Source organism: Pediococcus pentosaceus ATCC 25745 (genome assembly GCF_000014505.1).
GTDB lineage: Bacteria > Bacillota > Bacilli > Lactobacillales > Lactobacillaceae > Pediococcus > Pediococcus pentosaceus.
Genome location: NC_008525.1, coordinates 851,995 through 875,179 on the forward strand (window position 1 = coordinate 851,995; position 23,185 = coordinate 875,179).

29 protein-coding genes and 1 pseudogene are annotated in these 23,185 nt (G+C 36.7%); 25 read left to right on the plus strand and 5 right to left on the minus strand.

Annotation, left to right across the window (positions count from 1 at the left end):
- The first annotated feature begins 6 nt into the window (after window positions 1-6).
- From ftsY to rplS, 7 genes are all read left to right on the plus strand, one after another.
- Complete coding sequence (gene ftsY, locus PEPE_RS04100; RefSeq protein ID WP_011673296.1) at window positions 7-1,227, plus strand: signal recognition particle-docking protein FtsY; 1,221 nt, start codon at window positions 7-9, stop codon at window positions 1,225-1,227.
- A gap of 5 nt (window positions 1,228-1,232) precedes the next feature.
- Window positions 1,233-1,574: a putative DNA-binding protein gene (locus PEPE_RS04105; protein ID WP_002833574.1), complete on the plus strand. Its 342-nt coding sequence runs from the start codon at window positions 1,233-1,235 to the stop codon at window positions 1,572-1,574.
- A 17-nt stretch (window positions 1,575-1,591) separates the two neighbouring features.
- A complete protein-coding gene (ffh, locus tag PEPE_RS04110) occupies window positions 1,592-3,022 on the plus strand; it encodes a signal recognition particle protein (protein WP_002833575.1) in 1,431 nt (476 codons plus the stop codon).
- A 358-nt stretch (window positions 3,023-3,380) separates the two neighbouring features.
- On the plus strand, window positions 3,381-3,653 hold the full coding sequence (gene rpsP / locus PEPE_RS04115; protein ID WP_011673297.1) for a 30S ribosomal protein S16: 273 nt from the start codon (window positions 3,381-3,383) through the stop codon (window positions 3,651-3,653).
- Window positions 3,654-3,727: 74 nt separating this feature from the next.
- The gene (gene rimM / locus PEPE_RS04120) at window positions 3,728-4,243 is read left to right on the plus strand and encodes a ribosome maturation factor RimM (protein ID WP_011673298.1); all 516 of its coding nucleotides are present in this window, start codon (window positions 3,728-3,730) and stop codon (window positions 4,241-4,243) included.
- The gene (gene trmD / locus PEPE_RS04125) at window positions 4,243-4,980 is read left to right on the plus strand and encodes a tRNA (guanosine(37)-N1)-methyltransferase TrmD (RefSeq protein WP_011673299.1); all 738 of its coding nucleotides are present in this window, start codon (window positions 4,243-4,245) and stop codon (window positions 4,978-4,980) included. Before rimM ends, trmD begins: the two co-directional genes overlap by 1 nt.
- A gap of 142 nt (window positions 4,981-5,122) precedes the next feature.
- Entirely contained in the window at window positions 5,123-5,482 is a 360-nt protein-coding gene (rplS, locus tag PEPE_RS04130) for a 50S ribosomal protein L19 (RefSeq protein ID WP_002833579.1), read from the plus strand.
- A gap of 420 nt (window positions 5,483-5,902) precedes the next feature.
- On the opposite strand, the pseudogene PEPE_RS04135 reads toward rplS, so the two are convergent.
- A pseudogene (locus tag PEPE_RS04135) lies at window positions 5,903-6,227 on the minus strand (heavy metal-binding domain-containing protein).
- A gap of 40 nt (window positions 6,228-6,267) precedes the next feature.
- Window positions 6,268-6,600 (minus strand): DsrE family protein, encoded by a 333-nt coding sequence (locus PEPE_RS04140; RefSeq protein ID WP_011673301.1) that lies wholly within the window; start codon window positions 6,598-6,600, stop codon window positions 6,268-6,270.
- 440 nt (window positions 6,601-7,040) lie between these two features.
- Between PEPE_RS04140 and fabZ the strand changes: the two genes are divergently transcribed.
- From fabZ to PEPE_RS04210, 14 genes are all read left to right on the plus strand, one after another.
- Window positions 7,041-7,463 carry a 3-hydroxyacyl-ACP dehydratase FabZ gene (fabZ, locus tag PEPE_RS04145; protein WP_002833582.1) on the plus strand — a complete coding sequence of 141 codons (423 nt, stop codon included), beginning with the start codon at window positions 7,041-7,043 and terminating at the stop codon, window positions 7,461-7,463.
- Window positions 7,464-7,476: 13 nt separating this feature from the next.
- Window positions 7,477-8,436, plus strand: coding sequence for a beta-ketoacyl-ACP synthase III (locus PEPE_RS04150; protein ID WP_011673303.1), 960 nt, complete (start codon window positions 7,477-7,479; stop codon window positions 8,434-8,436).
- A 38-nt stretch (window positions 8,437-8,474) separates the two neighbouring features.
- Window positions 8,475-8,714, plus strand: coding sequence for an acyl carrier protein (gene acpP / locus PEPE_RS04155; protein ID WP_002833584.1), 240 nt, complete (start codon window positions 8,475-8,477; stop codon window positions 8,712-8,714).
- A gap of 17 nt (window positions 8,715-8,731) precedes the next feature.
- Entirely contained in the window at window positions 8,732-9,664 is a 933-nt protein-coding gene (locus PEPE_RS04160; RefSeq protein ID WP_011673304.1) for an ACP S-malonyltransferase, read from the plus strand.
- Window positions 9,665-10,393 carry a 3-oxoacyl-ACP reductase FabG gene (gene fabG / locus PEPE_RS04165; RefSeq protein WP_011673305.1) on the plus strand — a complete coding sequence of 243 codons (729 nt, stop codon included), beginning with the start codon at window positions 9,665-9,667 and terminating at the stop codon, window positions 10,391-10,393.
- Between the two features lie 18 nt (window positions 10,394-10,411).
- A complete protein-coding gene (fabF, locus tag PEPE_RS04170) occupies window positions 10,412-11,638 on the plus strand; it encodes a beta-ketoacyl-ACP synthase II (protein WP_011673306.1) in 1,227 nt (408 codons plus the stop codon).
- 5 nt (window positions 11,639-11,643) lie between these two features.
- The gene (locus tag PEPE_RS04175; protein ID WP_041527000.1) at window positions 11,644-12,081 is read left to right on the plus strand and encodes an acetyl-CoA carboxylase biotin carboxyl carrier protein; all 438 of its coding nucleotides are present in this window, start codon (window positions 11,644-11,646) and stop codon (window positions 12,079-12,081) included.
- A complete protein-coding gene (locus tag PEPE_RS04180) occupies window positions 12,081-12,494 on the plus strand; it encodes a 3-hydroxyacyl-ACP dehydratase FabZ family protein (RefSeq protein WP_011673308.1) in 414 nt (137 codons plus the stop codon). Before PEPE_RS04175 ends, PEPE_RS04180 begins: the two co-directional genes overlap by 1 nt.
- Before the next feature lie 17 nt (window positions 12,495-12,511).
- On the plus strand, window positions 12,512-13,879 hold the full coding sequence (locus PEPE_RS04185) for an acetyl-CoA carboxylase biotin carboxylase subunit (protein WP_011673309.1): 1,368 nt from the start codon (window positions 12,512-12,514) through the stop codon (window positions 13,877-13,879).
- The gene (locus tag PEPE_RS04190; RefSeq protein ID WP_002833591.1) at window positions 13,869-14,699 is read left to right on the plus strand and encodes an acetyl-CoA carboxylase carboxyltransferase subunit beta; all 831 of its coding nucleotides are present in this window, start codon (window positions 13,869-13,871) and stop codon (window positions 14,697-14,699) included. Before PEPE_RS04185 ends, PEPE_RS04190 begins: the two co-directional genes overlap by 11 nt.
- A gap of 12 nt (window positions 14,700-14,711) precedes the next feature.
- On the plus strand, window positions 14,712-15,479 hold the full coding sequence (gene accA, locus PEPE_RS04195) for a carboxyltransferase subunit alpha (protein WP_002833592.1): 768 nt from the start codon (window positions 14,712-14,714) through the stop codon (window positions 15,477-15,479).
- Between the two features lie 16 nt (window positions 15,480-15,495).
- Complete coding sequence (fabI, locus tag PEPE_RS04200; RefSeq protein WP_002833593.1) at window positions 15,496-16,254, plus strand: enoyl-ACP reductase FabI; 759 nt, start codon at window positions 15,496-15,498, stop codon at window positions 16,252-16,254.
- A 351-nt stretch (window positions 16,255-16,605) separates the two neighbouring features.
- Window positions 16,606-17,982 (plus strand): amino acid permease, encoded by a 1,377-nt coding sequence (locus tag PEPE_RS04205; RefSeq protein ID WP_002833594.1) that lies wholly within the window; start codon window positions 16,606-16,608, stop codon window positions 17,980-17,982.
- Between the two features lie 160 nt (window positions 17,983-18,142).
- Window positions 18,143-19,309: a hydroxymethylglutaryl-CoA synthase gene (locus PEPE_RS04210; RefSeq protein WP_011673311.1), complete on the plus strand. Its 1,167-nt coding sequence runs from the start codon at window positions 18,143-18,145 to the stop codon at window positions 19,307-19,309.
- A gap of 39 nt (window positions 19,310-19,348) precedes the next feature.
- Here PEPE_RS04210 and PEPE_RS04215 read toward each other — a convergent pair whose 3' ends face one another.
- Together PEPE_RS04215 and lexA are read right to left on the minus strand one after the other, a co-directional pair.
- Window positions 19,349-19,948, minus strand: a complete 600-nt coding sequence (locus tag PEPE_RS04215) for a hypothetical protein (protein ID WP_011673312.1) — start codon at window positions 19,946-19,948, stop codon at window positions 19,349-19,351.
- A gap of 78 nt (window positions 19,949-20,026) precedes the next feature.
- A complete protein-coding gene (gene lexA / locus PEPE_RS04220) occupies window positions 20,027-20,656 on the minus strand; it encodes a transcriptional repressor LexA (RefSeq protein ID WP_002833597.1) in 630 nt (209 codons plus the stop codon).
- A gap of 133 nt (window positions 20,657-20,789) precedes the next feature.
- Between lexA and PEPE_RS04225 the strand changes: the two genes are divergently transcribed.
- Window positions 20,790-21,038: a DUF896 domain-containing protein gene (locus PEPE_RS04225; RefSeq protein ID WP_002833598.1), complete on the plus strand. Its 249-nt coding sequence runs from the start codon at window positions 20,790-20,792 to the stop codon at window positions 21,036-21,038.
- A gap of 70 nt (window positions 21,039-21,108) precedes the next feature.
- Window positions 21,109-21,330 (plus strand): YneF family protein, encoded by a 222-nt coding sequence (locus PEPE_RS04230; RefSeq protein ID WP_002833599.1) that lies wholly within the window; start codon window positions 21,109-21,111, stop codon window positions 21,328-21,330.
- A gap of 11 nt (window positions 21,331-21,341) precedes the next feature.
- Here PEPE_RS04230 and PEPE_RS04235 read toward each other — a convergent pair whose 3' ends face one another.
- Complete coding sequence (locus PEPE_RS04235; protein WP_029257926.1) at window positions 21,342-21,986, minus strand: lysophospholipid acyltransferase family protein; 645 nt, start codon at window positions 21,984-21,986, stop codon at window positions 21,342-21,344.
- Between the two features lie 74 nt (window positions 21,987-22,060).
- Between PEPE_RS04235 and PEPE_RS04240 the strand changes: the two genes are divergently transcribed.
- On the plus strand, window positions 22,061-22,816 hold the full coding sequence (locus tag PEPE_RS04240; protein ID WP_002833602.1) for a tRNA1(Val) (adenine(37)-N6)-methyltransferase: 756 nt from the start codon (window positions 22,061-22,063) through the stop codon (window positions 22,814-22,816).
- Window positions 22,797-23,084 carry a GIY-YIG nuclease family protein gene (locus PEPE_RS04245; RefSeq protein ID WP_011673314.1) on the plus strand — a complete coding sequence of 96 codons (288 nt, stop codon included), beginning with the start codon at window positions 22,797-22,799 and terminating at the stop codon, window positions 23,082-23,084. Before PEPE_RS04240 ends, PEPE_RS04245 begins: the two co-directional genes overlap by 20 nt.
- Window positions 23,085-23,185 lie beyond the last annotated feature (101 nt).

Sequence of the window (23,185 nt, forward strand, 5' to 3'; positions counted from 1 at the left end):
GTAATAATGGCATGGTTTTTTGGTAGAAAAAAGAAAAAAGAACAAAAGGTTGAACAAGAACCAGCTTCACAGGTTCAATCTGAATCGATTAGTACAACAGTGAATAAGGATTCTTCAAGTGAGACTCATTCAGAGAGTCAAAGTACAATTGCGTCACAGGCTGCTGTTGAAAAGCCAGTCCAAGCAGTAGAAACAAATCAAATTGAGGAGCCCACTTCTTCAACAGAAGGAGCTTCGACGTCTGAAGTTAAAACTGAAACACAGACTAGTTCAGCTCCAGATAATGGGTTGGATGAAGCAGAACGCTATGACCGCGGTTTGGAACGTTCAAGGAAATCATTTGGACAAAAATTATCAGCCTTATTTACGAATTTTTCTGGAGTAGATGAAGATTTTTATGATGATTTGGAAGAAACATTAATCGAAGCTGATGTCGGATTTGATACAGCACTTGAAATCAGTGAGGAAGTTCGGGATGAAATCGAATTTGAACATGTTTCAGATCCTGACCAAATTTCTCAATTAATAGTTCGTCGCTTAGTGGCTCTGTATACTAGAAATGGTAGTGCAGAAGATAATCATTTGGTCTTTAGTAAGGAGGGTCCAACCGTATTCCTCTTTGTAGGTGTCAATGGCGTTGGGAAGACAACTAGTATTGGAAAAATGGCCGCCCGCTTTAAAGGACGTGGACGTAAAGTCTTGCTTGCAGCCTGTGATACATTCCGGGCAGGAGCAATCCAACAGTTGCAAGAATGGGGCAAACGCGATGGAGTCGATGTGGTGGCTGGTAAAGAGCAATCAGATCCTGCTTCAGTAGCTTTCGAAGCTGTTAAAAAAGCTAAAGAAGAAAATTACGATTTATTACTAGTTGATACAGCTGGTCGTCTTCAAAACAAGGTTAATTTGATGAATGAGTTGGATAAAATCAAGCGCGTAATTAGTCGTGAAATTCCAGACGCTCCGCAAGAAACGTTGTTAGTTTTGGATTCAACTACGGGACAAAATGCCTTAACACAGGCTAAGGCATTTTTAGAAACTACGAATGTTACAGGGATTATTTTAACTAAGTTAGATGGAACGGCTAAAGGTGGAATTGTGTTAGCAATTAGAAATCAATTACATTTAGCAGTTAAATACGTTGGTTTAGGAGAGACGGTGGACGATCTTAGTCCATTTAATCCAGAACAATACGTAAGTGGACTCTTTAAGGGTCTAATGGAAGATTAACGCCAATGGAAATCGAAAAAAATAATCGCATTAATAGCTTGTTGGAATTTTATGAACAGTTATTGACTCCAAAACAAAAGGAGTATATAACACTGTATTATGCGGACGATTATTCATTAGGGGAAATCTCCGAAGAATTTCAGGTCAGTCGGCAAGCCGTGTATGATAATATTAAAAGGACGGTAAATATTTTAGAAAAGTACGAACAGCAACTTCATTTGTTAAGTAATTTTGAAGTGCGCAATGCAAAATTTGATCAAATTCGTGCTTATATTAATCAAAAATATCCGGAAGATACTGAATTAAAACACTTTTTAGATGATCTCGAAAAAAGTGAAGAAGAATAAAGACGGAGGGGCTTTAAATGGCTTTTGAGGGTCTAACTGAACGATTACAAAAAACTTTCACTAATTTAAGAAAAAAGGGTAAAGTTACTGAGGCTGATTTACGCGATACAATGCGTGAAATTCGCTTAGCGTTGCTAGAAGCCGATGTTAACTTTAAAGTAGTTAAACAATTTGTTAAAACCGTCCGAGACCAAGCAATTGGCTCAGATATTTTAGATGGATTAAATCCTGCTCAGCAAATTGTGAAGTTGGTTAATGATGAATTAATCAAGATGATGGGGACAGAAGATGCACCATTAAATAAATCTCCCAAAATTCCAACAATTATTATGATGTCTGGTTTACAAGGGGCTGGTAAAACAACTACCACTGGTAAATTAGCATTAAAACTTAAAAATGAACAAAAAGCTCGTCCACTTTTGATTGCGGCCGATGTTTATCGTCCAGCGGCAATTGATCAGTTGGTTCAAGTCGGGCAACAAATAGACGTTCCGGTTTACCAAGAAGGCACAGATGTTAACCCCGTTGATATTGTGCGTCATGGTTTGGAACAAGCTGCTGAAAATAAAAACGATTATGTCTTTATTGATACAGCTGGTCGTCTACAAATTGACGAAAAATTAATGCAGGAATTGGCTGATATTAAAGCGTTAGCTCATCCGGATGAAATTCTCCTGGTTGTTGATGCAATGACTGGTCAAAACGCCGTTAATACTGCGGAAGGATTTAATGAAAAATTAGATATTACTGGGGTAATTCTAACTAAGTTAGATGGCGATACCCGTGGTGGTGCTGCGTTGTCAATTCGCTCAGTCACTGGTAAACCAATTAAATTTGTTGGTCAAGGCGAAAAGATGGAAGATTTGGATGTTTTCCATCCTGATCGAATGGCTTCCCGTATTTTAGGTATGGGTGACATGTTAACTTTGATCGAAAAAACTCAAAAAGATTTCGACCAAAAGCAAGCAGCTGAAATGACTCAAAAGATTCGCGAAAACACATTCGACTTTAACGATTTCGTGGATCAATTGAATCAAGTTCAAAATATGGGACCAATTGAGGATATCATGAAAATGATTCCAGGTATGGCTAATAACCCAGCTATGCAAAATGTGAATGTGGACCCTAAGGATCTTGAGCACACCAAGGCGATTGTATATTCCATGACCAAAGCTGAGCGTGAAAATCCAGATCTTCTAAATCCTAGTCGCCGTCGTCGGATTGCGGCTGGATCCGGGCGTCCTGTGGTTGAAGTCAATCGGATGATTAAACAATTTAATCAAATGAAGAAAATGATGAACCAAATGTCAAAAGGAAACTTTAACGGCATGGAAGGTATGTTAGGAAATGGAATTAAGGGTAAGTTGTCGAAGATGGCAATGAATTCCATGATTAAGAAAAATAAGAAAAACAAAAAGAAGCGGATGAAGAAAAATAAACGACGCTAAAAATTAAGAGGTTTGGTTATACAACTAAACCTCTTTTTGTTTTCTAATAAAAGGTACTAGGATTTCTACTAAAAATATGGAAATAGTACCCCAGAAAAATTAATGCCCAAAATAAATGAATCAAAAACAGAAATGATTGGTATAGGACATTATTTACGTGAGTATCCAGAACGGTCTTTATGTGCCGGCGAGGATGCTTTAGCGATACAAGAAGATAACGAGCGGTCATTTAAGTCTAATAAAAAACGTTAAATTTAATTAAATGGGAGTTTTTTCGATCTGTTAAGGAAAAACACTTTACATCTATTCGATTTACTGGTATATTATTACTCGTGATTAAATAGTTGGAGGTGTCATTATGTCTGTAAAGATCCGTTTGAAACGTATGGGTTCAAAGAAGCGTCCTTTCTACCGTGTCGTAGTCGCTGACTCACGTTCACCACGTGATGGTCGTTTTATTGCCCAAGTAGGAACATACAATCCATTAACAGAACCAGCTTCAGTTAAACTTGAAGAAGAAGAAATCTTAAACTGGTTAAACAATGGTGCACAACCTTCTGATACAGTTAAAAATATTTTCTCTAAAGCAGGAATTATGAAGAAGTATCACGAAGCTAAGTATACAAAATAGGTCATACCTGAACGAAGGGCGTCGATAAAACATTAGTTTTATTACGGCCTTCTTTTTGTATCGGAGGATAAAAGATGAATTACTTTAATGTAGCAAAAATTGTCAATACCCGCGGTTTACGCGGTGAACTAAAAGTTATCTCATATACCGATTTCCCAGAAGAGCGCTTTAAATCTGGTGCTGAACTACAAATTTTTAAGACTGAAAAAGACGAAGTTCCTGTTCAAACTGTAACGGTTAAAAACGCTAAAGAATATAAGGGCTCATTTATCGTTACTCTTGAAGGAATGAATTCCATTAACGATGTTGAAAAGTTTAAAGGGATGATTTTGAAAGTTGAAGAAGATCAACTCCAAGATCTTGAAGAAGGAGAATTTTATCTTCATCAAATTATCGGATTAGATGTTATTGAGAATGACCAAAAAATTGGAACCATCAAAGAAGTTCTATCGTATGGTCCTAATGATGTTTGGGTAGTTAAACGGCCCAATCAAAACGATTTGTTGCTTCCATATTTAAAAGATGTGATTTTAAATGTTGATTTGGAGCAAGGAGCAGTTCAAGTTAGTGTTCCAGAGGGGTTAGATTAATGAAAATTGATGTTTTAACCTTATTTCCTAAAATGGTAGAAGTTCCATTGCATGAATCCATTGTTGGTAAAGCGATTGAAGCCGGTAAGTTAAATGTTGACGTCACTGATTTTCGACAATATTCCACTAATAAACATGGAAATGTCGATGATTATCCATATGGAGGCGGAGCAGGGATGCTGCTAACACCTCAACCTATTTTTGATGCAATGGAGCATGTTAAGAGCCAAAATAACCAATCCACCGGGCGGGTTATTTTAGTTGATCCTGGCGGCAAGCAATTTAACCAAACGATGGCTGAAGATTTTGCTAAAGAAGAACATCTAACATTTATTTGTGGACATTACGAAGGCTATGATGAGCGGATTAAAACACTTGTCGATGATGAAGTATCCTTGGGAGACTTTGTAATTACTGGTGGTGAGTTAGCTGCGTTAACCATGATTGATGCTACAGTACGTTTATTACCTGACATATTGGGAAATAAAGACTCTGCAGTCGATGATTCATTTTCAACGGGTCTACTTGAATTTCCACAATATACGCGACCTGAAGATTTTCGAGGGCTGAAGGTTCCATCAATTTTGTTGAGCGGAAATCATGGAAAAATCGATGAATGGCGACGGACAGAGTCTTTAAAAAAGACACTTGCAAGGCGCCCCGATCTGTTAGAAACAGCTCAGTTAACACCGGAAGATAAACAAATCTTACGAGAACTTCAAACGCCCGATTTATAAAATCGTTATAGGCTAAGTCCAAAATAATTTTGCACTTAATAATAGAATATGTTAGGATATTAATTGGTTTGAAAACCAACAATAACAATGTTCCGCTGGCTCCGGGTGAGTTAATGAAGATTGGCGAAGGGAAGATTTTTAAATGAATCTATTAATTGATAAGATTACAAAGGACCAACTACGTAGTGATATCCCTGAATTCCGTGCAGGAGATACTGTTAGAGTACATGCTAAGGTTGTTGAAGGTGACCACGAACGTATCCAATTGTTCGAAGGTGTAGTTATCAAACGCCATGGTAGCGGTATTAGTGCTACATACACTGTTCGTAAGATCAGTAACGGTGTTGGTGTGGAACGTACATTCCCACTACATTCACCACGTGTTGCTAAAATCGAAGTTATCCGTCATGGTCGTGTACGTCGTGCTAAACTTTACTACCTACGTGCATTACATGGTAAGGCAGCTCGTATTAAGGAAGATCGTCGTAAGGCTTTCAAATAAAGAGCAAATAATTAAAGAAGATGAGTTGAAATCCAAGAGGGTTTTGATTCATCTTTTTTTGTTTGCCACACTAAGAAAAATTAATATAACTATTTTTAATAACTCGTAAAAAGAGTAATGATTATTTTGTTTTTCGCAGAAGAGTACGTTATGAAAAATGTTCTTCTGGTGGTGGCATTCTTAGTGTTATCTTTGAGTTGAGTATTGGTAAACAAAATGAGTCGAAAAATATGGTAAGTGAAATTTTAGAGGTAGAATTAACTTCTAAAGACATTCGCGGGCAAGTTCAATTAGATATTTAGGTATAGATTATCCTGATAAACTAACGGATCATGATAGCTTGTTTGAAAATCAAAAAGTATCACTGGAATAAAAAAGGAAGTTTCTGCGTAATTTACGGAGAAACTTCCTTTTTTTAATTTATTTAAACTTAACTGCCGTACCATAGGCAGCCACTGACTGCATATCTGTGCCAATTGATCCAGAATCAAAGCGCATCATCACGACTGCATCTGCGCCCATTTTCATCGCATTTTCTCGAAGGCGATCGACTGCAATATTGCGGGATTCATCCAACATTTTAGTGTAGTCTTTAATCTCGCCACCAATAATATTTTTTAAACCAGCGCCAATATTACGGAAAATGTCTTTAGATTGGGGTAGTTAACCCAAAGACTTCTCCTAAAACAATATATTCCTGTCCAGGAATTTTTTCTGTAGTTGTAACTAAAATTTCGTTTTTCATTATGATTTCTCCTTAGGATAAAAATTCATTTAGGTAATTACTAGGGCCTCAGGTAATGATATCCCAAGGCTTGCTTCTCAACTAATTCTACGACCCCAGAAGCCACAATGGTGGAATTGTTAAGCAAATCCTCCGTGGTAATTTTCCGCTGGGTTAACGAATTTTGACAAACTGCAATCACTATCTGAGACGTAAGAGCGTGACGGATCTTTTCTGCTTCTTTGCTATTGGCTTTAACGCCCATCACAGCATCACCATTGACTAAGAGCTCAATCTGATTATTGGGAGCAGGATAAGCTTGTGCTAGATGGTTTAGATTATTTAAAACCATTGGCCACTTTGCCATTTCATCAATATGGACGATGATTTTCATAAAATTATTCTCCTTAGTAGATTAAGATTAAAAATTAGAATAATGGATAATCATAGTATACCGCTAATAATCCTGGTTAAGCTACTGATAACGCGCGTTACACAAACGTTGTTTTTGTATTCAATTGCTTTAGTAGAGGGGGAAAATGATTAATAGGCTGCACAAACCGCATGAGATAGGGATTTCTAGTACACGGGGTTAACTAATGTGGTTATGATTCGTGAAAACGTTTTCGATATTGTAAAAAAGCTGTAAAGTGTTGATATGTAGGTCTTTTTAGGCTTAGTGATAAAAATAAATTTTTTACTATTATTATTTTTTTTGATTGCGAAAAGACTAAATACCGATTATTCTTTTTATTATTCCAATAACGTTGGAGTACAGATCATTAATTACTAGGAGGAAATAATAATTTGAGTATTTTAAATACAACAGAGATTATGGAACTAATTCCTAATCGTTACCCCATTCTATTCATGGACTATGTTGATGAATTAGAACCTGGAAAATCAATCGTGGCGACTAAAAACGTCACAATCAACGAAGAATTTTTCCAAGGACATTTTCCTGGTAACCCGGTTATGCCTGGAGTTTTAATCATTGAATCTCTAGCACAAGCTGCATCAATTCTAATTCTAAAATCAGAAGAATTTGCAGGTAAGACAGCATATCTAGGTGCCATTAATGGTGCTAAATTTAGACAGATCGTCCGTCCTGGTGATGTTTTAAAACTTCATGTTGAAATGATCAAGAAAAAGAGAAACATGGGTGTTGTTGAAACATTTGCAATGGTCGGTGATAAAAAAGTTTGCCAAGCAGAACTAACATTCATTGTTGGAGCAACTGATAAGAAAGATAAATAGTCGGTGAATTGCAATGGGATTGAGAATAATTGATTCAGCACTATCTACTCCTAAAAAAGTCGTTACTAACGATGATTTAACTAAAATACTGGATACGTCAGATGAATGGATTTCAAAAAGAACGGGAATCAAGCAACGCTATCAAGCCGTTGAAGAAACTACTTCTTCAATGGCGATAGAAGTCGCTAAACAGCTCTTAGAGAAATCTAAAACGGATCCAAGTGGAATTGATTTAATTGTCGTGGCAACGATGTCACCGGACTATATGTCGCCATCTGTTGCAGCTATAGTACAAGGAAGCATTGGTGCAACCAATGCAATGGCTTTTGACATTAGTGCCGCATGTAGCGGTTTTGTGTACGGCATGAGCATTGTTAATAACATGCTTCATGGAGGGAAGTTTAAGAAAGCGATCTTAATTGGTGCGGAAAAACTAACCCGGTTGCTAGATTGGACGGACCGTAGTACAGCCGTTTTGTTCGGTGACGCAGCAGCTGGTATTTTGGCTGAAAATGATTCTTCGAACTCTTCATATTTAATCAACGAAAAATTGAATACATATGGGAATATGGGCCAATATTTAACCGCTGGAAACGTAGCAGCCTTAGATGACCCAGCACAATCGTATTTCTTCCAAATGAACGGACGTAAAGTTTATGAATTTGCCACTAAACGAGTTCCGGAATCAATTTTGACGGTTCTTCGTGAAGCGAACATTGATCCTAGTGAGGTAAAGTATTTCTTACTTCATCAAGCAAATGAACGTATTATTAAAAGCGTTGCGAAAAAACTAGATTTATCAATGGATAAATTTCCAGTCAACATTGATCGCTTTGGTAATACTGCAGCAGCCAGTGAACCCGTCTTGTTAGCAGAAATGTTAGCAGATGGAAAAATTAATCGCGGTGACATTATCGTCTTTAGCGGCTTTGGCGGGGGCTTAACCGTCGGAACAAATGTTATCAAATATTAAAAAAATAAATTAAATTATATTCTCGGAGGAATAATATTATGACTAAAGAAGAAGTATTCACAAAGGTACAAGCAGTAATCGCAGAACAATTGGAAAAAGACGCAGACAAGATCACTATGGAAACAAGTTTTTCAGAAGACTTGGACGCTGATAGCTTAGACATTTTTGAAGTTGTTGACAAGTTAGAAGATGAATTTGATATCGATATTGATACAGACGAAAATATGGATACTGTTGGCAAGTTAGTTGATTACGTTAGCGAAAACATCGATAAGTAATTAAAAAGGGGTAAATGATGGTTAAAGCGGCTTATTTATTTAGCGGACAAGGACAACAATTTGAAGGGATGGGAATGGATCTGTATCAAACAGAACCGGCCTACCGAGCATTAGTTGATGAAGCTAGTCAAATTTTAGGTCAAAATTTTGCTAAACAAGATGTTATTGATAATGAAGAAAATTTACAATTATCAATTGTTATTTTGAGTTTAGGAATTGCACGAATTCTTAGCAGTGAAAAGATTGCACCGCAGAAGTTCTTGGGGCTTAGCTTAGGTGAATATTCCGCTTTGATTGCCGCAAATGGTTTTTCAATTGATGAAGGTTTAAAAGTTCTTGAAGATCGTTCAAAATACATGGCTGAAGCAGGGAAACTAAATCCAGGCCAAATGGTAGCAGTTTTAAATGCCAGTGATGATGTGATGAACGAGGCAATGCATGCTGCCCGAGAGTTTGGTAAGGTTTATCCAGCAAATTACAACACACCTAAGCAAACGGTTTTCGGTGGCGATGCCGCTGGAATCAACAAGTTTAGTGCACTATTAAAAGCTGCTGGAGTTAAGCGGGTTGTTCCAATTAAGATGAGTGTGGCATCACACACACCATTTATGCAAATGGCTAGTGATAACTTGAAGACCCGTTTGGAAAATGTCACAGTAGCTCAACCGAATGTGCCAGTAATTAGCAATACGATCAAGACTGAATTTACTAAAGCTAATATTAAACAAACCCTTGCAGACCAGTTGGTAAACCCAACTTATTTCACGGATTGTTTAGCTGTAATTGAGGCAGATCCAATCGATTGTTTGGTAGAAATTGGTCCTGGCAAAGCGCTCAGTGGATTTGCTAAAAAAACTCTCAAGAACAAAGACTTACCAATTTTCAATGTTTATGATGTTGAAACACTACAAAAATTACGGAACTATCTTTCAAAGCAGGAGGCTAATTAAGTGATTATTAAAGATACAGTGGCAGTTGTTACTGGTGGAACTCAAGGAATCGGATTAGCAATCGCAATGGATTTAGCTAAGAAAGGTTCAAAGGTTTTTATCACTGCTCGCCATGATATTTCGGATGATGCAGTAAAAGAACAAATTCAAGGACTTGATATCAACTTTAAAGAACTTGACATTCGTGATGATGCAAAGATTGGCGAATTGTTAAACGACATTAAAGAAGAATTTGGTCACTTAGATATTATTGTAAATAATGCTGGAATTACAAAAGATAAGTTACTAAGTCGAATGTCAGTTGAAGATTTTAATGACGTAATTGCAACTAACTTAGTTGGTACATTTTCAATGACAAAATATGCCATGAAAATTATGCAAAAACAACGTTCAGGTAACATTGTCAATATTTCAAGTATTTCGGGAACTCATGGAAATGTTGGACAAGCTAACTATTCAGCAAGTAAAGCTGGGATTGTTGGTTTAACAAAAACTACAGCTCGTGAAGGTCTTTTGAGAAATATTAGATGTAATGCTGTGGCTCCAGGGATGATTGAAACAGCCATGACTGGAAAATTAAGTGAAAAGGTTCGTGAAAAAACAGAAGAAATGATTCCAATGCACCGTTTCGGTCAACCAGAAGAAATTTCTTCAACAGTAGCCTTTTTACTTGAAAATGATTATATAACTGGTCAAGTACTTACCGTTGACGGTGGAATGACCCTTTAGGTTTTTGAGGAGGAAAAAATGGGTAGACGAGTAGTAGTAACAGGCATGGGAGCTTTGACTCCTCTTGGAAATGATCGAGAATCCTTCATTCAAGGACTAAATAGTTCAAAAGTTGGAATCGATAAAATTACACATTTTGATGCCGAACTAACAGGTATCACGGTTGCCGGTGAGGTTAAGGACTTTGATCCAACTGTTAGAATTGAAAGAAAAATTGCGAAACGGATGGATGCATTTTCTCAATATGCTCTGTATTCTGCCGTTGAAGCAATGGAACAAGCTGATTTTAAAGAAGGCGAGTTAGATCCTTACCAAGTCGGTGTAATTTATGGTTCAGGAATTGGTGGATTAACTACCATCCAAGAACAAGTCATTAAAATGGATCATAAAGGGCCAAGACGGGTTTCACCATTATTTGTAACTAACTCAATTACTAACATGGCAGCTGGGAACATTTCAATGTATTTCAATGCAAAAAATACCAGTCAAGCAATCGTTACTGCTTGTGCTAGCGCAAATAATGCAATTGGAAATGCATTCCACCATATCAAAAATGGTTACGCAGATGTTATGATTACAGGTGGTTCAGAATCATCAATTAATGAAATTGGAATCGCTGGTTTCGCTTCATTAACTGCATTAACTGCATCAGAAGATCGTTTACGTGCCTCAATTCCATTTGATAAGGATCGCAATGGTTTTGTAATGGGTGAAGGAGCAGCTACTTTAATCCTTGAAGACTACGACCATGCTAAAGCACGTGGTGCTAATATTTTAGCTGAAATCGTTGGTTACGGTATGACAAGTGATGCTTTCCATATGACCCAACCAGATCCTGAAGGTCGCGGTGCCATTCGTGCAATGCAAATGGCAATGGACGAAGGTGGCATTAAAGCCAATGATATTGATTATATCAATGCTCATGGTACCAGTACGCATGCTAACGATAGTGCAGAATCAAAAGCTATCGAAAGCATCTTTACTGAAAACGACCATTATAAGGTAAGTAGTACTAAGTCAATGACTGGTCATTTGCTTGGTGCGGCTGGAGCAATTGAAGCTGTTGCAACTATTGCAGCACTTCAAAATGGTATTATGCCGGTTAACGTAGGTTTAGAAACTAAAGACCCTGAAGTTAACATTCCATTAGTTACAGAAGATAACCGTAAGGCTTCTGTTAACTATGCCTTGAGTAATTCATTTGGTTTTGGTGGACATAACGCTGTATTAGCATTCAAGAGGTGAAAATGTTGACTGAAATAGATTTAGAAAAGTTATTAACCAAATTAGATAAATCATCATTCACGTCATTCGAAATGACGGAAGGTGATTTTAGCATTAAAGTAAAAAAAGAAACTACTCAAATAGTTCAACCAGTAGCAACGGTTAATGCCGTTGCTACTGACGTTGAAGCAACTTCTGAAATAGCGGATGCTAACCTAGAAGAGATTAAGGCTCCGTTCGTGGGGGTGGTCTATTTTGCACCTTCAGAAGGAGAAGATCCTTATATTAAGGTTGGCAGTCACATTTCAAAAGGCGATACTGTGGGCTTAATCGAAGCCATGAAGATGTTTAACGAAGTTCATTCACCAGTTGATGGTGAAGTCGTAGAACTCTTAGTTGAAAATGGATCGATGGTTGAATACGATCAACCAATTGCTCGTGTTCGTAAAGTTGGAGATAATTAATGGAAATTAATGTTCAAGATATTATTCCTCAACGTCCTCCTTTTCAAATGATTGATCAATTAGTTGATCTTGAAGCAGGAAAAAAGGCGGTCGCTGAAAAGAAAGTTACCATCAATGAATGGTTTTTTAATAATGGCAACGAGCTCTGCATGCCTGAGCCACTCTTAGTCGAGGCTTTAGCACAAACGGGAGCTTGTGCACTTTTATCAAACGAAGCATTTGTGGGAAAAAATGCTTTCTTTGGCGGAATTAAACAAGCTGAATTTTCAAATAGAGTTGTTCCTGGCAATCGACTTACTTTAACGGTTGAATTAACCAAAATGAAAAGACAAATCGGTACTGGTCATGGGGTTATTGTTAATGAAAATAACGAACTGATCTGTGAAGCTGATTTAACTTTCATTGTGGGCTAGGAACAGGGAGGCTATCTATGTTTCAAAAGGTTTTAGTTGCTAATCGTGGTGAAATCGCGGTCCAAATTATCCGCGCCTTACACGAAATGGATATCGCTGCAGTTAGTGTCTATTCTACAGCTGATGAGAATAGTTTATTCGTTAAATTAGCGGATGAAGCCGTCTGCATTGGAGGGCCTCAACCTGCTGATTCATATTTAAACATGTTTAATATTATCAGTGCTGCCGTCTTAACTGGCTGTGATGCGATCCATCCAGGTTACGGATTTTTATCCGAAAATGCGGAATTCGCTCGATTATGTAAAGAAAGTAATCTGGTATTTATTGGACCGCACTATAAAACCATTGACTTGATGGGAAATAAGTCTCGGGCGCGTGAAACGATGATTAGTGCGAATGTTCCGGTTATTCCGGGAAGCAACGGCATGGTTCGCGATTTAGAGAATGCCATGGTGGTGGCTAAGCAAATTGGTTATCCAATTATGCTTAAAGCTGCTGATGGTGGTGGCGGAAAAGGGATTCGTCGAATTAATTCACCAGAAGACCTTAAAAAGGCTTATCAAGAAGCGAAGCGGGAAGCTGAAACTTCTTTTGGTAATTCTGATTTATACATTGAAAAAATCATTGAAAATGCTAAACATATTGAAATGCAAGTTATTGCAGATCAGTTTGGTCATTATGTATTTTTACCTGAACGTGATTGTTCGCTGCAACGAAATAACCAGAAAGTAATTGAAGAAACACCATGCGCCACTATTTCACATTCTGAACGCGAAAGTTTAGGTGATATTGTAGTTCGGGCTGCAAAGGCCATCAATTATTATAATACTGGTACAATTGAGTTTTTGATGGATGAAAATCATAATTTTTATTTCATGGAAATGAATACTCGACTTCAAGTTGAGCATACAGTTACTGAAGAGGTAACGGGAATTGAATTAATCAAAGAACAAATTAAGATTGCTGAAGGATTGAAACTTGATTTCAGCCAAGCAGACGTTGAAATTTTAGGCCATGCAATTGAATGTCGAATTAATGCCGAAGACCCAAGCAATGGTTTTATGCCATCGGCGGGGACCATTAAGCATCTATTTTTCCCAGATGGAACAATGGGTGTACGCATTGATTCGGGAATTACATATGGTAGCATGATCCCACCATTTTACGATTCAATGATTTCAAAAATAATTGTTAAAATGCCAAATCGGGTTCAAGCGACTAGAAAAATGCGTCGTGTTTTAGATGAATTTGAAATCGAAGGTGTAACTTCAAATAAGGCATTCTTAGAGGCTTTACTAGTTGATAAGGGATTTGAACAAGGATTGTTTACGACTAAATATATTGAAAATGTCTTTTTGAAAGAGTGGTTAAGTAATGCAAAATAAATTCTCACTTCCTACTCAAGATGAAATTGTTAAGCGATTGAAGAAAATTCCAGAAGGTTTGTGGCGCGAATGTTCTAATTGTCACGAAAAGTTTTATTACCGTCGCGCAGGGGTTTATGAAGTGTGTCCTAATTGTGGGTATGGTGCACGGCTAGGTTCTCGTAAACGAATCAAATTACTTTGTGATGAGTTTGAAGAATGGGACAAAGCAATGGCTACTGATCCTACTAATATAGACGATGAAAAGTACAAAAAGAAACTGGCTACAGGGATTAAAACGACTCACGTTAATGAAAGTGTCCTCACAGGAAAAGCTAAAATTGGTAACAATGAATTTGCTATTGGAGTGATGGATTCACGCTTTATCATGGGTAGTTTAGGTCAAGTGACGGGGAGTAAAATTGCACGAATGTTCCAGGAAGCGACTCGGCAACATCTACCAGTTATTATGTTTACTGCTTCAGGTGGTGCGCGAATGCAAGATGGAATTCATTCATTAATGCAAATGGCCAGAGTTTCTGATGAAGTTGCTCGTCATAGTGCGGAAGGCTTATTATACATTGCAGTTATAACCGATCCTACTACAGGTGGAGTTACAGCTAGTTATGCCATGCAAGCTGATATTATTATTTCAGAACCAAAAACATTAATTGGTTTTGCCGGTCGCCGAGTGATTGAACAAACGATTAATCAGAAGCCACCTAAGGATTTTCAACAAGCCGAAACGTTACTTAAAAATGGATTCTTAGATGATATTGTTGAACGACCAAATTTAAAAGAATATTTGAATAATCTTTTAAATTTACATTCAGATAAGTAAGTAGGGATAAAAATGGCAAAAACAGCATATGAAACAGTGACTGCTGCTCGCAGTAAGGATAAAGTTGCAACTGCTGATTTGATAAATAATATTTTCTCGAATTTTACGGAATTCCATGGAGACCGTCAATTAAGTGACGATCCTGCTGTGATTGGTGGAATCGCTCTATTGAACGGTACACCAGTAACCGTAATTGGTACCCAAAAAGGTAAAAATACCGCTGAAAATATTGAACGTCATTTTGGAACTGTTGAACCTGAAGGGTATCGAAAAGCAGTACGTCTGATGCAACAAGCTGAAAAATTTAAACGACCAGTAATTACATTTGTTAACACACCAGGGGCTTATCCAGGAATGGATGCTGAGTATCATGGTCAAGGTTCAGCAATTGCTAACAGTTTAATAGTGGGGATGGAACTTCGTGTCCCTTATATCAGTATTATTGTTGGTGAAGGTGGTAGCGGAGGTGCATTGGCTCTGGCTACCGGTGATACAGTTTGGATGATGGAAAATAGTATCTATTCAGTTTTATCACCTGAAGGTTATGCTTCAATCGTTTGGAAGGATTCTAAACGTGTTATTGAAGCTTCTGAGGCTTTAAAATTAACTCCAGAACATTTACTTGAAGATGGAATTATCGATAAAATTGTTCCAGAAGTTGTTGATCAAACTAGTACACAAAATTTAAAACAAATGTTAGTTACAGAAGTAAATCGTTTAAGTCAATTTTCAGCTGATGAACTCGTGCAGCGACGACATGAACGATTTAGTAAATTCTAGAAGAGGGGTTATGCAGTTGGAAGGAATTCTTAGTGGAAAAACCATTGTCATTATGGGTGTAGCGAATAAGAACAGTATTGCTTGGGGTTGTACAAAAGCAATCATGGATCAAGGCGCAAAAGTTGTATTAACTTACCAAAATGACCGGATTAAAAAAAGTTTAAATAAAATTGTGGACGATTCAATCGCATTGGTTGAATGTGATGTTTCAGAAGATGCCAATATTGAAAAGGCCTTTAAACAAATTGAAGATAAATTTGGTAAGGTTGATGGTATTATTCATGCGATTGCCTTTGCTGACAAGGAAACTCTTGAAGGTGGAGTTTTAAATACCAAAAAAGAAGGTTACAATCTAGCTCAAGATGTTAGTGCTTACTCATTGATTGCTGTTTCACGCTATGGTGCGGAAATCATGAACGAAAAGGGTAGTATTGTGACGCTTACATACTTCGGCTCAACTCGTGCAATTCCTAACTACAACATGATGGGAATTGCTAAAGCTTCACTTGAATCCAGCGTACGCTACTTGGCAAGTGATTTAGGTGACCGTCATATTCGAGTTAATGCTATTTCAGCTGGTGCAATTAAGACACTTGCTGTTACAGGTATCAAGCATCATCGTGACTTGCTTAAAGAATCTCAAAGCCGTACAGTCGATGGTGAAAATGTAAGTACTAGTGAAGTTGGAAATGTCGCTGCATTCCTTGTTAGTGATATGGCAACTGGTGTAACCGGTGATGTTATTTACGTTGATAAAGGCGTACATTTAATTTAAGCTAAATAAAAAGATTAAGGTGGTTACCTTAATCTTTTTTTGTATCCTCAAATTGTCAGATATAGATAGATTTTTTGAGAAATTGACTAGATGTAATTGCGTTTATTAAAATTAAATGATATTATTCTAATAATAAGTGAAAGGGAGGTTGTTATATGAATCATCAAGTTAAATATTTTGCTAATGTTAATGTAACAACCACTACCTCAACCACCATCCTGTCTGGTTGAGTGTTTTGAGGTGCTTTCCAATTAAAATTTGGTTAACAAACAAAACCACCCAATCAGAATTCAGTGCCTACTAGCATTGATACTGATTCGGTGGTTTTTTATATTTTGAGGAGGAAGAACAATGAAGGAAGATTTACCGCAGTTAAAACGATCACTTACATCAAACCAAATGCAAATGATTGCATTAGGAGGAACCATTGGTGTGGGATTGTTCATGGGATCCTCATCGACAATTAAGTGGACGGGACCATCAGTGTTGCTAGCATATGGCTTTGCGGGGTTAATATTGTACCTAGTTATGCGTGCTTTAGGGGAGATTTTATATGTAAACCCAAGCACCGGTTCCTTTGCTGATTATGCAACCAACTATATTCACCCCTTAGCAGGATATTTAACCATGTGGAGCAATATCTTCCAATTTATTGTAGTTGGGATTAGCGAAGTGGTTGCAGTTAGTCAATATTTGAATTACTGGTGGCCAAATTTACCAGGGTGGGTTTCTAGTGTGGTGGTAATTGCTACTTTAACGCTTGCTAACTTGGTTTCTACTAAAGCATACGGAGCGATTGAATTCTATTTTGCTTTAATTAAAGTGCTAACGATTATTTTAATGATTATTATTGGTGTTTTAGTGATTTTCATGGGCTTAGGTAATCATTGGCGCCCTGTAGGATTGAGCAATCTTTGGGCTCACGGGGGCTTTTTTACAGGTGGAGTTAAAGGATTCTTGTTTGCATTATCAATCGTTGTAGGCTCTTACCAAGGAATTGAGTTACTTGGTATCACTGCTGGTGAAGCAGCTAATCCTAAAAAGGCCATTGTGGCTTCGGTAAAATCAATTGTTTGGCGAATTTTAATTTTTTATTTAGGAGCAATCTTTGTTATCGTAGCTATTTTTCCTTGGAATCAATTGGCTACGGTAGGTTCTCCGTTTGTGGAAACTTTTTCAAAAGTAGGAATTACCGGAGCGGCTGGAATTATCAATTTTGTTGTTTTAACTGCGGCAATGTCAGGAACCAATTCTGGAATTTATAGTGCTAGTCGAATGTTGTATAAACTATCTCAAGAAGGAAAGGTACCTAAGATTTTTGGTAAATTATCCAGTCATCGAGTTCCATCTGTAGCAATCTTGACCATATCTTTTGGAATTTTGTTAGGGATTATCTTAAATATCTTCTTATCTTCATTTAAAGGAGGAGCTGTTAACCTATTTGTGCTGATATATAGTTCGAGTGTGTTGCCGGGGATGGTTCCATGGTTTGTTATCCTACTTTCTGAATTACGCTTTCGCCGTGCTAACCCAGAAATAATTCAAAATCATCCTTTTGTAATGCCGCTTTATCCCATGAGTAATTACTTAGCGATTATCTCGTTACTTTTGATTGTAGTTTTTATGTTCATCAATCCAGACACGAGGGCATCAGTTACAGTAGGATTTGTTTTTCTAATGGTTTTAACGATTAATTTTATAATTAAATTCCGCCGTAAACGGGGTTAGAAAAAATTCAGAAAGCTAAAGTTCTGAAGCTTTTAATATTTTAAAGGAAAAGATATTGCTAAGGTTTACCTAAGAAATAAGCTGAACTTTGATAAACAGATAGGGGTCTGCTAAAATTTAATAGATAAAAAATTTAGGATTAAGCTTTGGAGGATTGGTTTTGAAAATTGGAATTGATAAGATGAGCTTTTTTACGAGTGATTTATATTTACCGATGGAGGATCTTGCAAAGGCTCGTAACGAAGATCCGAATAAATACTTGATTGGTATTGGACAATCAAAACAAGCTGTAATCCGAAATTCACAAGATTCAGTAACACTAGCAGCTAATGCAGCATTAAAAATAGTAGATGATAACGAAAAAGAAAAAATTGATTTGATTTTGTTCGGTACTGAATCTGGTGTAGATAATTCTAAATCAGGAGCAATCTACTTACAGTCATTATTAGGAATTAACTCATCAGCGAGTGGTGTTGAGCTAAAGCAAGCTTGTTTTGGTTTAACTGCCGGAATTCAAATGGCAATGGGACATATTGCTTTACACCCGGAAAGTCGAGTTTTACTAGTAGGATCGGATATTGCTCGCTATGGAATTGGTACATTAGGAGAAAAAACTCAAGGTGGAGGAGCAGTCGCGATAATTATGAGCGCTAATCCTCATCTCCTTGAAATTGGAACGCAAAGTGCCCATTTAACTAAGGATATTATGGATTTTTGGCGTCCATTAAATCGTAGTGAAGCGTTAGTTGATGGTAAGTATTCATCAGCCGAATTTATTAATTTCTTCAAAGAAACTTTCGAAAATTACCTCGAAAAAACGGGCGAAGAGATTGATAAATTTACCGCTCTTATTTTTCATTTACCTTACACTAAGATGGGGCTTAAAGCTTTAAGAAGCGTAATTGAAGACCTAGATAATGATGATTTAAAAGAAAGTTTATTAGAACATTTTGAGGAGAGTCGTTATTTGAATCGTGAGGTAGGAAATTTATATACAGGTTCATTGTATCTGAGTCTGTTGTCATTATTACATGCCCGCAATTTAAAAGCAGGCGACCAAATTGGCTTGTTTAGTTATGGTTCTGGTGCAGAAGGTGAGTTTTATTCTGCTAAAGTCGTTGAAGGATATGAAAAGTATGTTACAGATGAAGAAATTGCATTTTTGGATCAAAGAACTTCGGTCTCAGTGGCTGAATATGAACAAATCTATCGTAGTTTTATGAGACCTCAAACAGCGGACTACAGAACTGAATTTGAAAACGATCCTGCACCATTTGTTTTGAAGGGACAACAACAACAACAACGGATTTATGAAAAAGTAAATTAAAAAAATGGCAACTTGGGTTTAAACCTAAGTTGCCATTTTTTATGAGAAGATGCTGTAAACAATTTTACCGTCTTTCGCGATAATCATCGCTTTATTTTTGTCAGGTTGATTTAATTGAACGGCATATCCCTTACCAAGTTCTTTTTTGAGGGATTTTGAAACCTCAACAAATTTATCTTGGATATCTTTAAAATTACTATTACTCATTTGGTCAGGATTTTCGATCAACTGATTGAAAACTTTTTTAGTGTCTTTATCGGTTGCTGAAACACTAAATGTTTTGGCAGATGGATCATATGTAACAGTACCAAACGATTTAAAAGATTTAGTAAGACTAGCCTGGACTTGTTGCACCTGTTGGGCCTTAGATGAAGAGGCAACACTTTCGCTTTTAATCATTTCCAACTTATCGTCCTTCAAGCTCGATTTTTTACTAGCAATTAAAGTTGAGTTGGTCTTAGAGCCAGAACTTTTATGTGAAGTTTCCATCACATTTCTTGCTGAGAAAATAACAACAGCAAGGGGGATAATCACTAAAAGTGAGCTTAAAAAAATGGAGCCTCGGTTCCTAATTGATGAATAAAATTGAAAAAATCCAAGTAATAATGTAATTGATGCTAAAACTAAAACGTAAAGCATAGTAACCCTCCAAAATGATTTATCGCATTAACAATAGTATGCTTTGAAAAACATAATAAATCAATAGGAAAGTCACATCTAGTAGATGTTATCTCTAAATAAACCAACAACTTTACCGAGGATAGTCACGTTGTCCAAAATAATTGGGGCCATCGTATCATTTTCTGGTTGAAGTCGAATGTGATCGGATTCTCGATAGAATCGTTTGCAAGTTGCTTCATTTTCATCAGTCATAGCAATTACAATGGTGCCATTGTCGGCTGTAGATTGTTTTCTAACAATAACTTGATCACCAGATAAAATACCGGCATTAATCATACTTTCTCCTCGGATGGTAAGCATGAACAAATTACTACTATCATTTTCGTACTCTGGAGGAACAGGGAAGAAATCTGTAGCTTCTTCAACAGCCAAAATTGGTTCACCGGCAGTAACTACTCCCAGTAAGGGAATAGTAGGATTTTTATCTTGTACTCCTAAAGCGTCTAAACCTAATTTTGTTACCTCTAAAGCTCGGGGCTTAGTAGGATCCTTTTCTAAAAAGCCGTTTTTTTGTAAACGATCAATGTGTCCATGAACAGTGGAAGTAGATGATAGTCCAATGGCACTACCAATTTCACGCACTGTAGGTGGATATCCTTGAGCGTTAACTGTTTTATAAATATATTCCAGAACGCTGAGTTGCTTAGTGCTGATATTTTTTGCCATTTTTTCACCTCATAAATATTTGTTGTTATTTTATCATAAAAAATCCTAATACTCAAACAAATGTTCGCCTTAAAAATTGAAATTAAAAGCTTTCCATAGTATGATTAAGCTACTAATAACGGAGGGATTTATTATGGCCGATCAAGAAATGCAAAAATTAATTAAGAGAATCAATGAACTTGCTAAAAAAGCAAAAGAAGAAGGACTTAGTGACTTAGAGATTATCGAGCGAAAAGATCTGCGTCAAAAATATTTGAAGAAGTTCCGAGAGAGTTTCAGAAGTCAAGTTGAAATGATGCAAATTTTTGATAAAGAAGGCAAAGAAGTCACACCTGAAAAGGTAAAAGAAGTTCAACGAAAAAAGGGCTTACGTGACGATTAGAACGGGGCTTTTGTTTTTAGCCGTTTTTGTGTAAAATGAATAGGTAAGTCGTTGGTAAGGAGGATTGTAAATGTCAACTGGAATTTGGATTATGATTGTAATCATCGCATTGCTTGTTGGTGCAGTTGGTGGTTTCTTCTTTGCTCGTCGTTACATGGAGAATTATTTGAAGAATAACCCCCCAATTAACGAGGATATGCTTAGAACAATGATGCTTCAGATGGGTCAAAAGCCATCACAAAAGAAGCTCCATCAAATGATGACTGCGATGCAAAATCAATCTAAGAAATAAAAAAACGTCCATTATTTGGACGCTTTTTTTGTTTCTTTATTCGAAATGTCAATGTATTTAAACGTAGGATCAACTTCATTATCAAGTTTAACAAAAGCATTGTTTAATTCTTCTTCTAGCATTGCTAAGTTTTCGTCATTCATTTTCGTTTTACGATCAATAGTAATCGGTTCACCAAAGTTGATATGAATCTTTTGACGAGTAAATAGTCCTTTAAAGGTTAATGGTCCTTGATAAATAGCTGGTACAATGGGGACGTTAGCTAATTTGGCAATTACGAAAGCACCATTTTTAAGCTCTTGGGAATGTCGAGTTCCTGAAGGAAAAATAATGGTTGATAATTCTCCCTTTTTTAAAATCTTAACCGGGGTTTTAATGGCTGAAGGACCCGGATTTTGACGATCAACAGGAAAAGCATTTAATTTAGTAATTAACCAGCTTAAAAACCGATTTTGAAAGAGTTCCTTTTTAGCCATAAAAGAAAATCTTTGCGGATAAGCAGCTAGGGCATATAGCACTGGGTCAAACCACGTGCGGTGGGGAGCTACTAACACATAACTACCTTCTGGTAAACGTTCTGAGTTGTGTACATCAGGTTTCCCATTAATAAGAAATATCAATGAAGAAACAAAGTGTTTAATAAATGAATAAAACATAAGATAACCTGTACTTTCATATATTTATTAATTTGATTATATTATGAAGTATTGGTAAAGAAAAGGAGTTTTAAATGCAAGTTGAGTTAAAAAGTGACGAGCGAATTGATCAATTATATCGCGATGATATTCAGATTATTCAAAGTCCATCAGTATTTTCATTCTCACTTGATGCGGTATTATTAGCCAATTTTGCTGAGGTTAAAAAGGCTAGTAAGACTAAAATTGTCGATCTTTGCTCTGGAAATGGAGCAGTGGGTTTATTTCTTTCAAAAAAGACTGCCGGCCATGTGACAATGGTTGAGATTCAGTCACGATTAGCAGAGATGGCAATGCGGAGTATTCAGTTGAACGATTTAACTGACCGTTATGATGTTTACAACATGCCGTTGAAAGATGCGTTAACGAAAATTAATGCTGATTCCATAGATAACATTGTTTGTAATCCACCCTACTTTGAAGATTTACCTAGTAGCAAGAAAAATCCCAATGAACATTTGGCACTTGCTCGGCATGAATTAACGACTTCATTAGAGGAAGTTCTTCAGGTGAGTCAAAAGATGTTAAAAATGAACGGAAAATTATTTTTGGTACATAGACCGGATCGACTACCTGAAATTTTAACCAAATTAGTTAAAAATCGATTGGCACCTAAACGAATTCAATTTGCACATTCTCACGCAGGAGACGAAGCTAATATGGTTTTAATCGAAGCGATTAAAGACGGTAAGCCTAATGGAACTAGAATCTTACCACCAATAGTTATTTATGAGGGGTTGGAATACTCTAAAGCAATTAAGGAGTTATTATATGGAAATTCCACTGATTAACGGATTTTATTTTTATGTTTTACGCTGTGCGGATAACACTTTATATGGTGGCTATACCATAAATCTTATTAACCGCGTTGAACGCCATAATAAGGGACAAGGTGCCAAATATACTAAGGCTCGAAGACCAGTTCAATTAATTTATTTTGAATCGTTTGATAATCAGCATGACGCAATGTCTGCAGAATATCAGTTCAAGCAACGAACGCGAAGTAGTAAAATTAAATTTCTTAAAAAGAACGGTATTTCATTAACAAATTTAAAATAATAGTGGTACAGTTAAGGCGATTAACGACTAATTTAATAGTTTGAATACTGTAATATTTTTTGAATCATGATACAGTATGTAAAACAAATTATTTAGCCAAG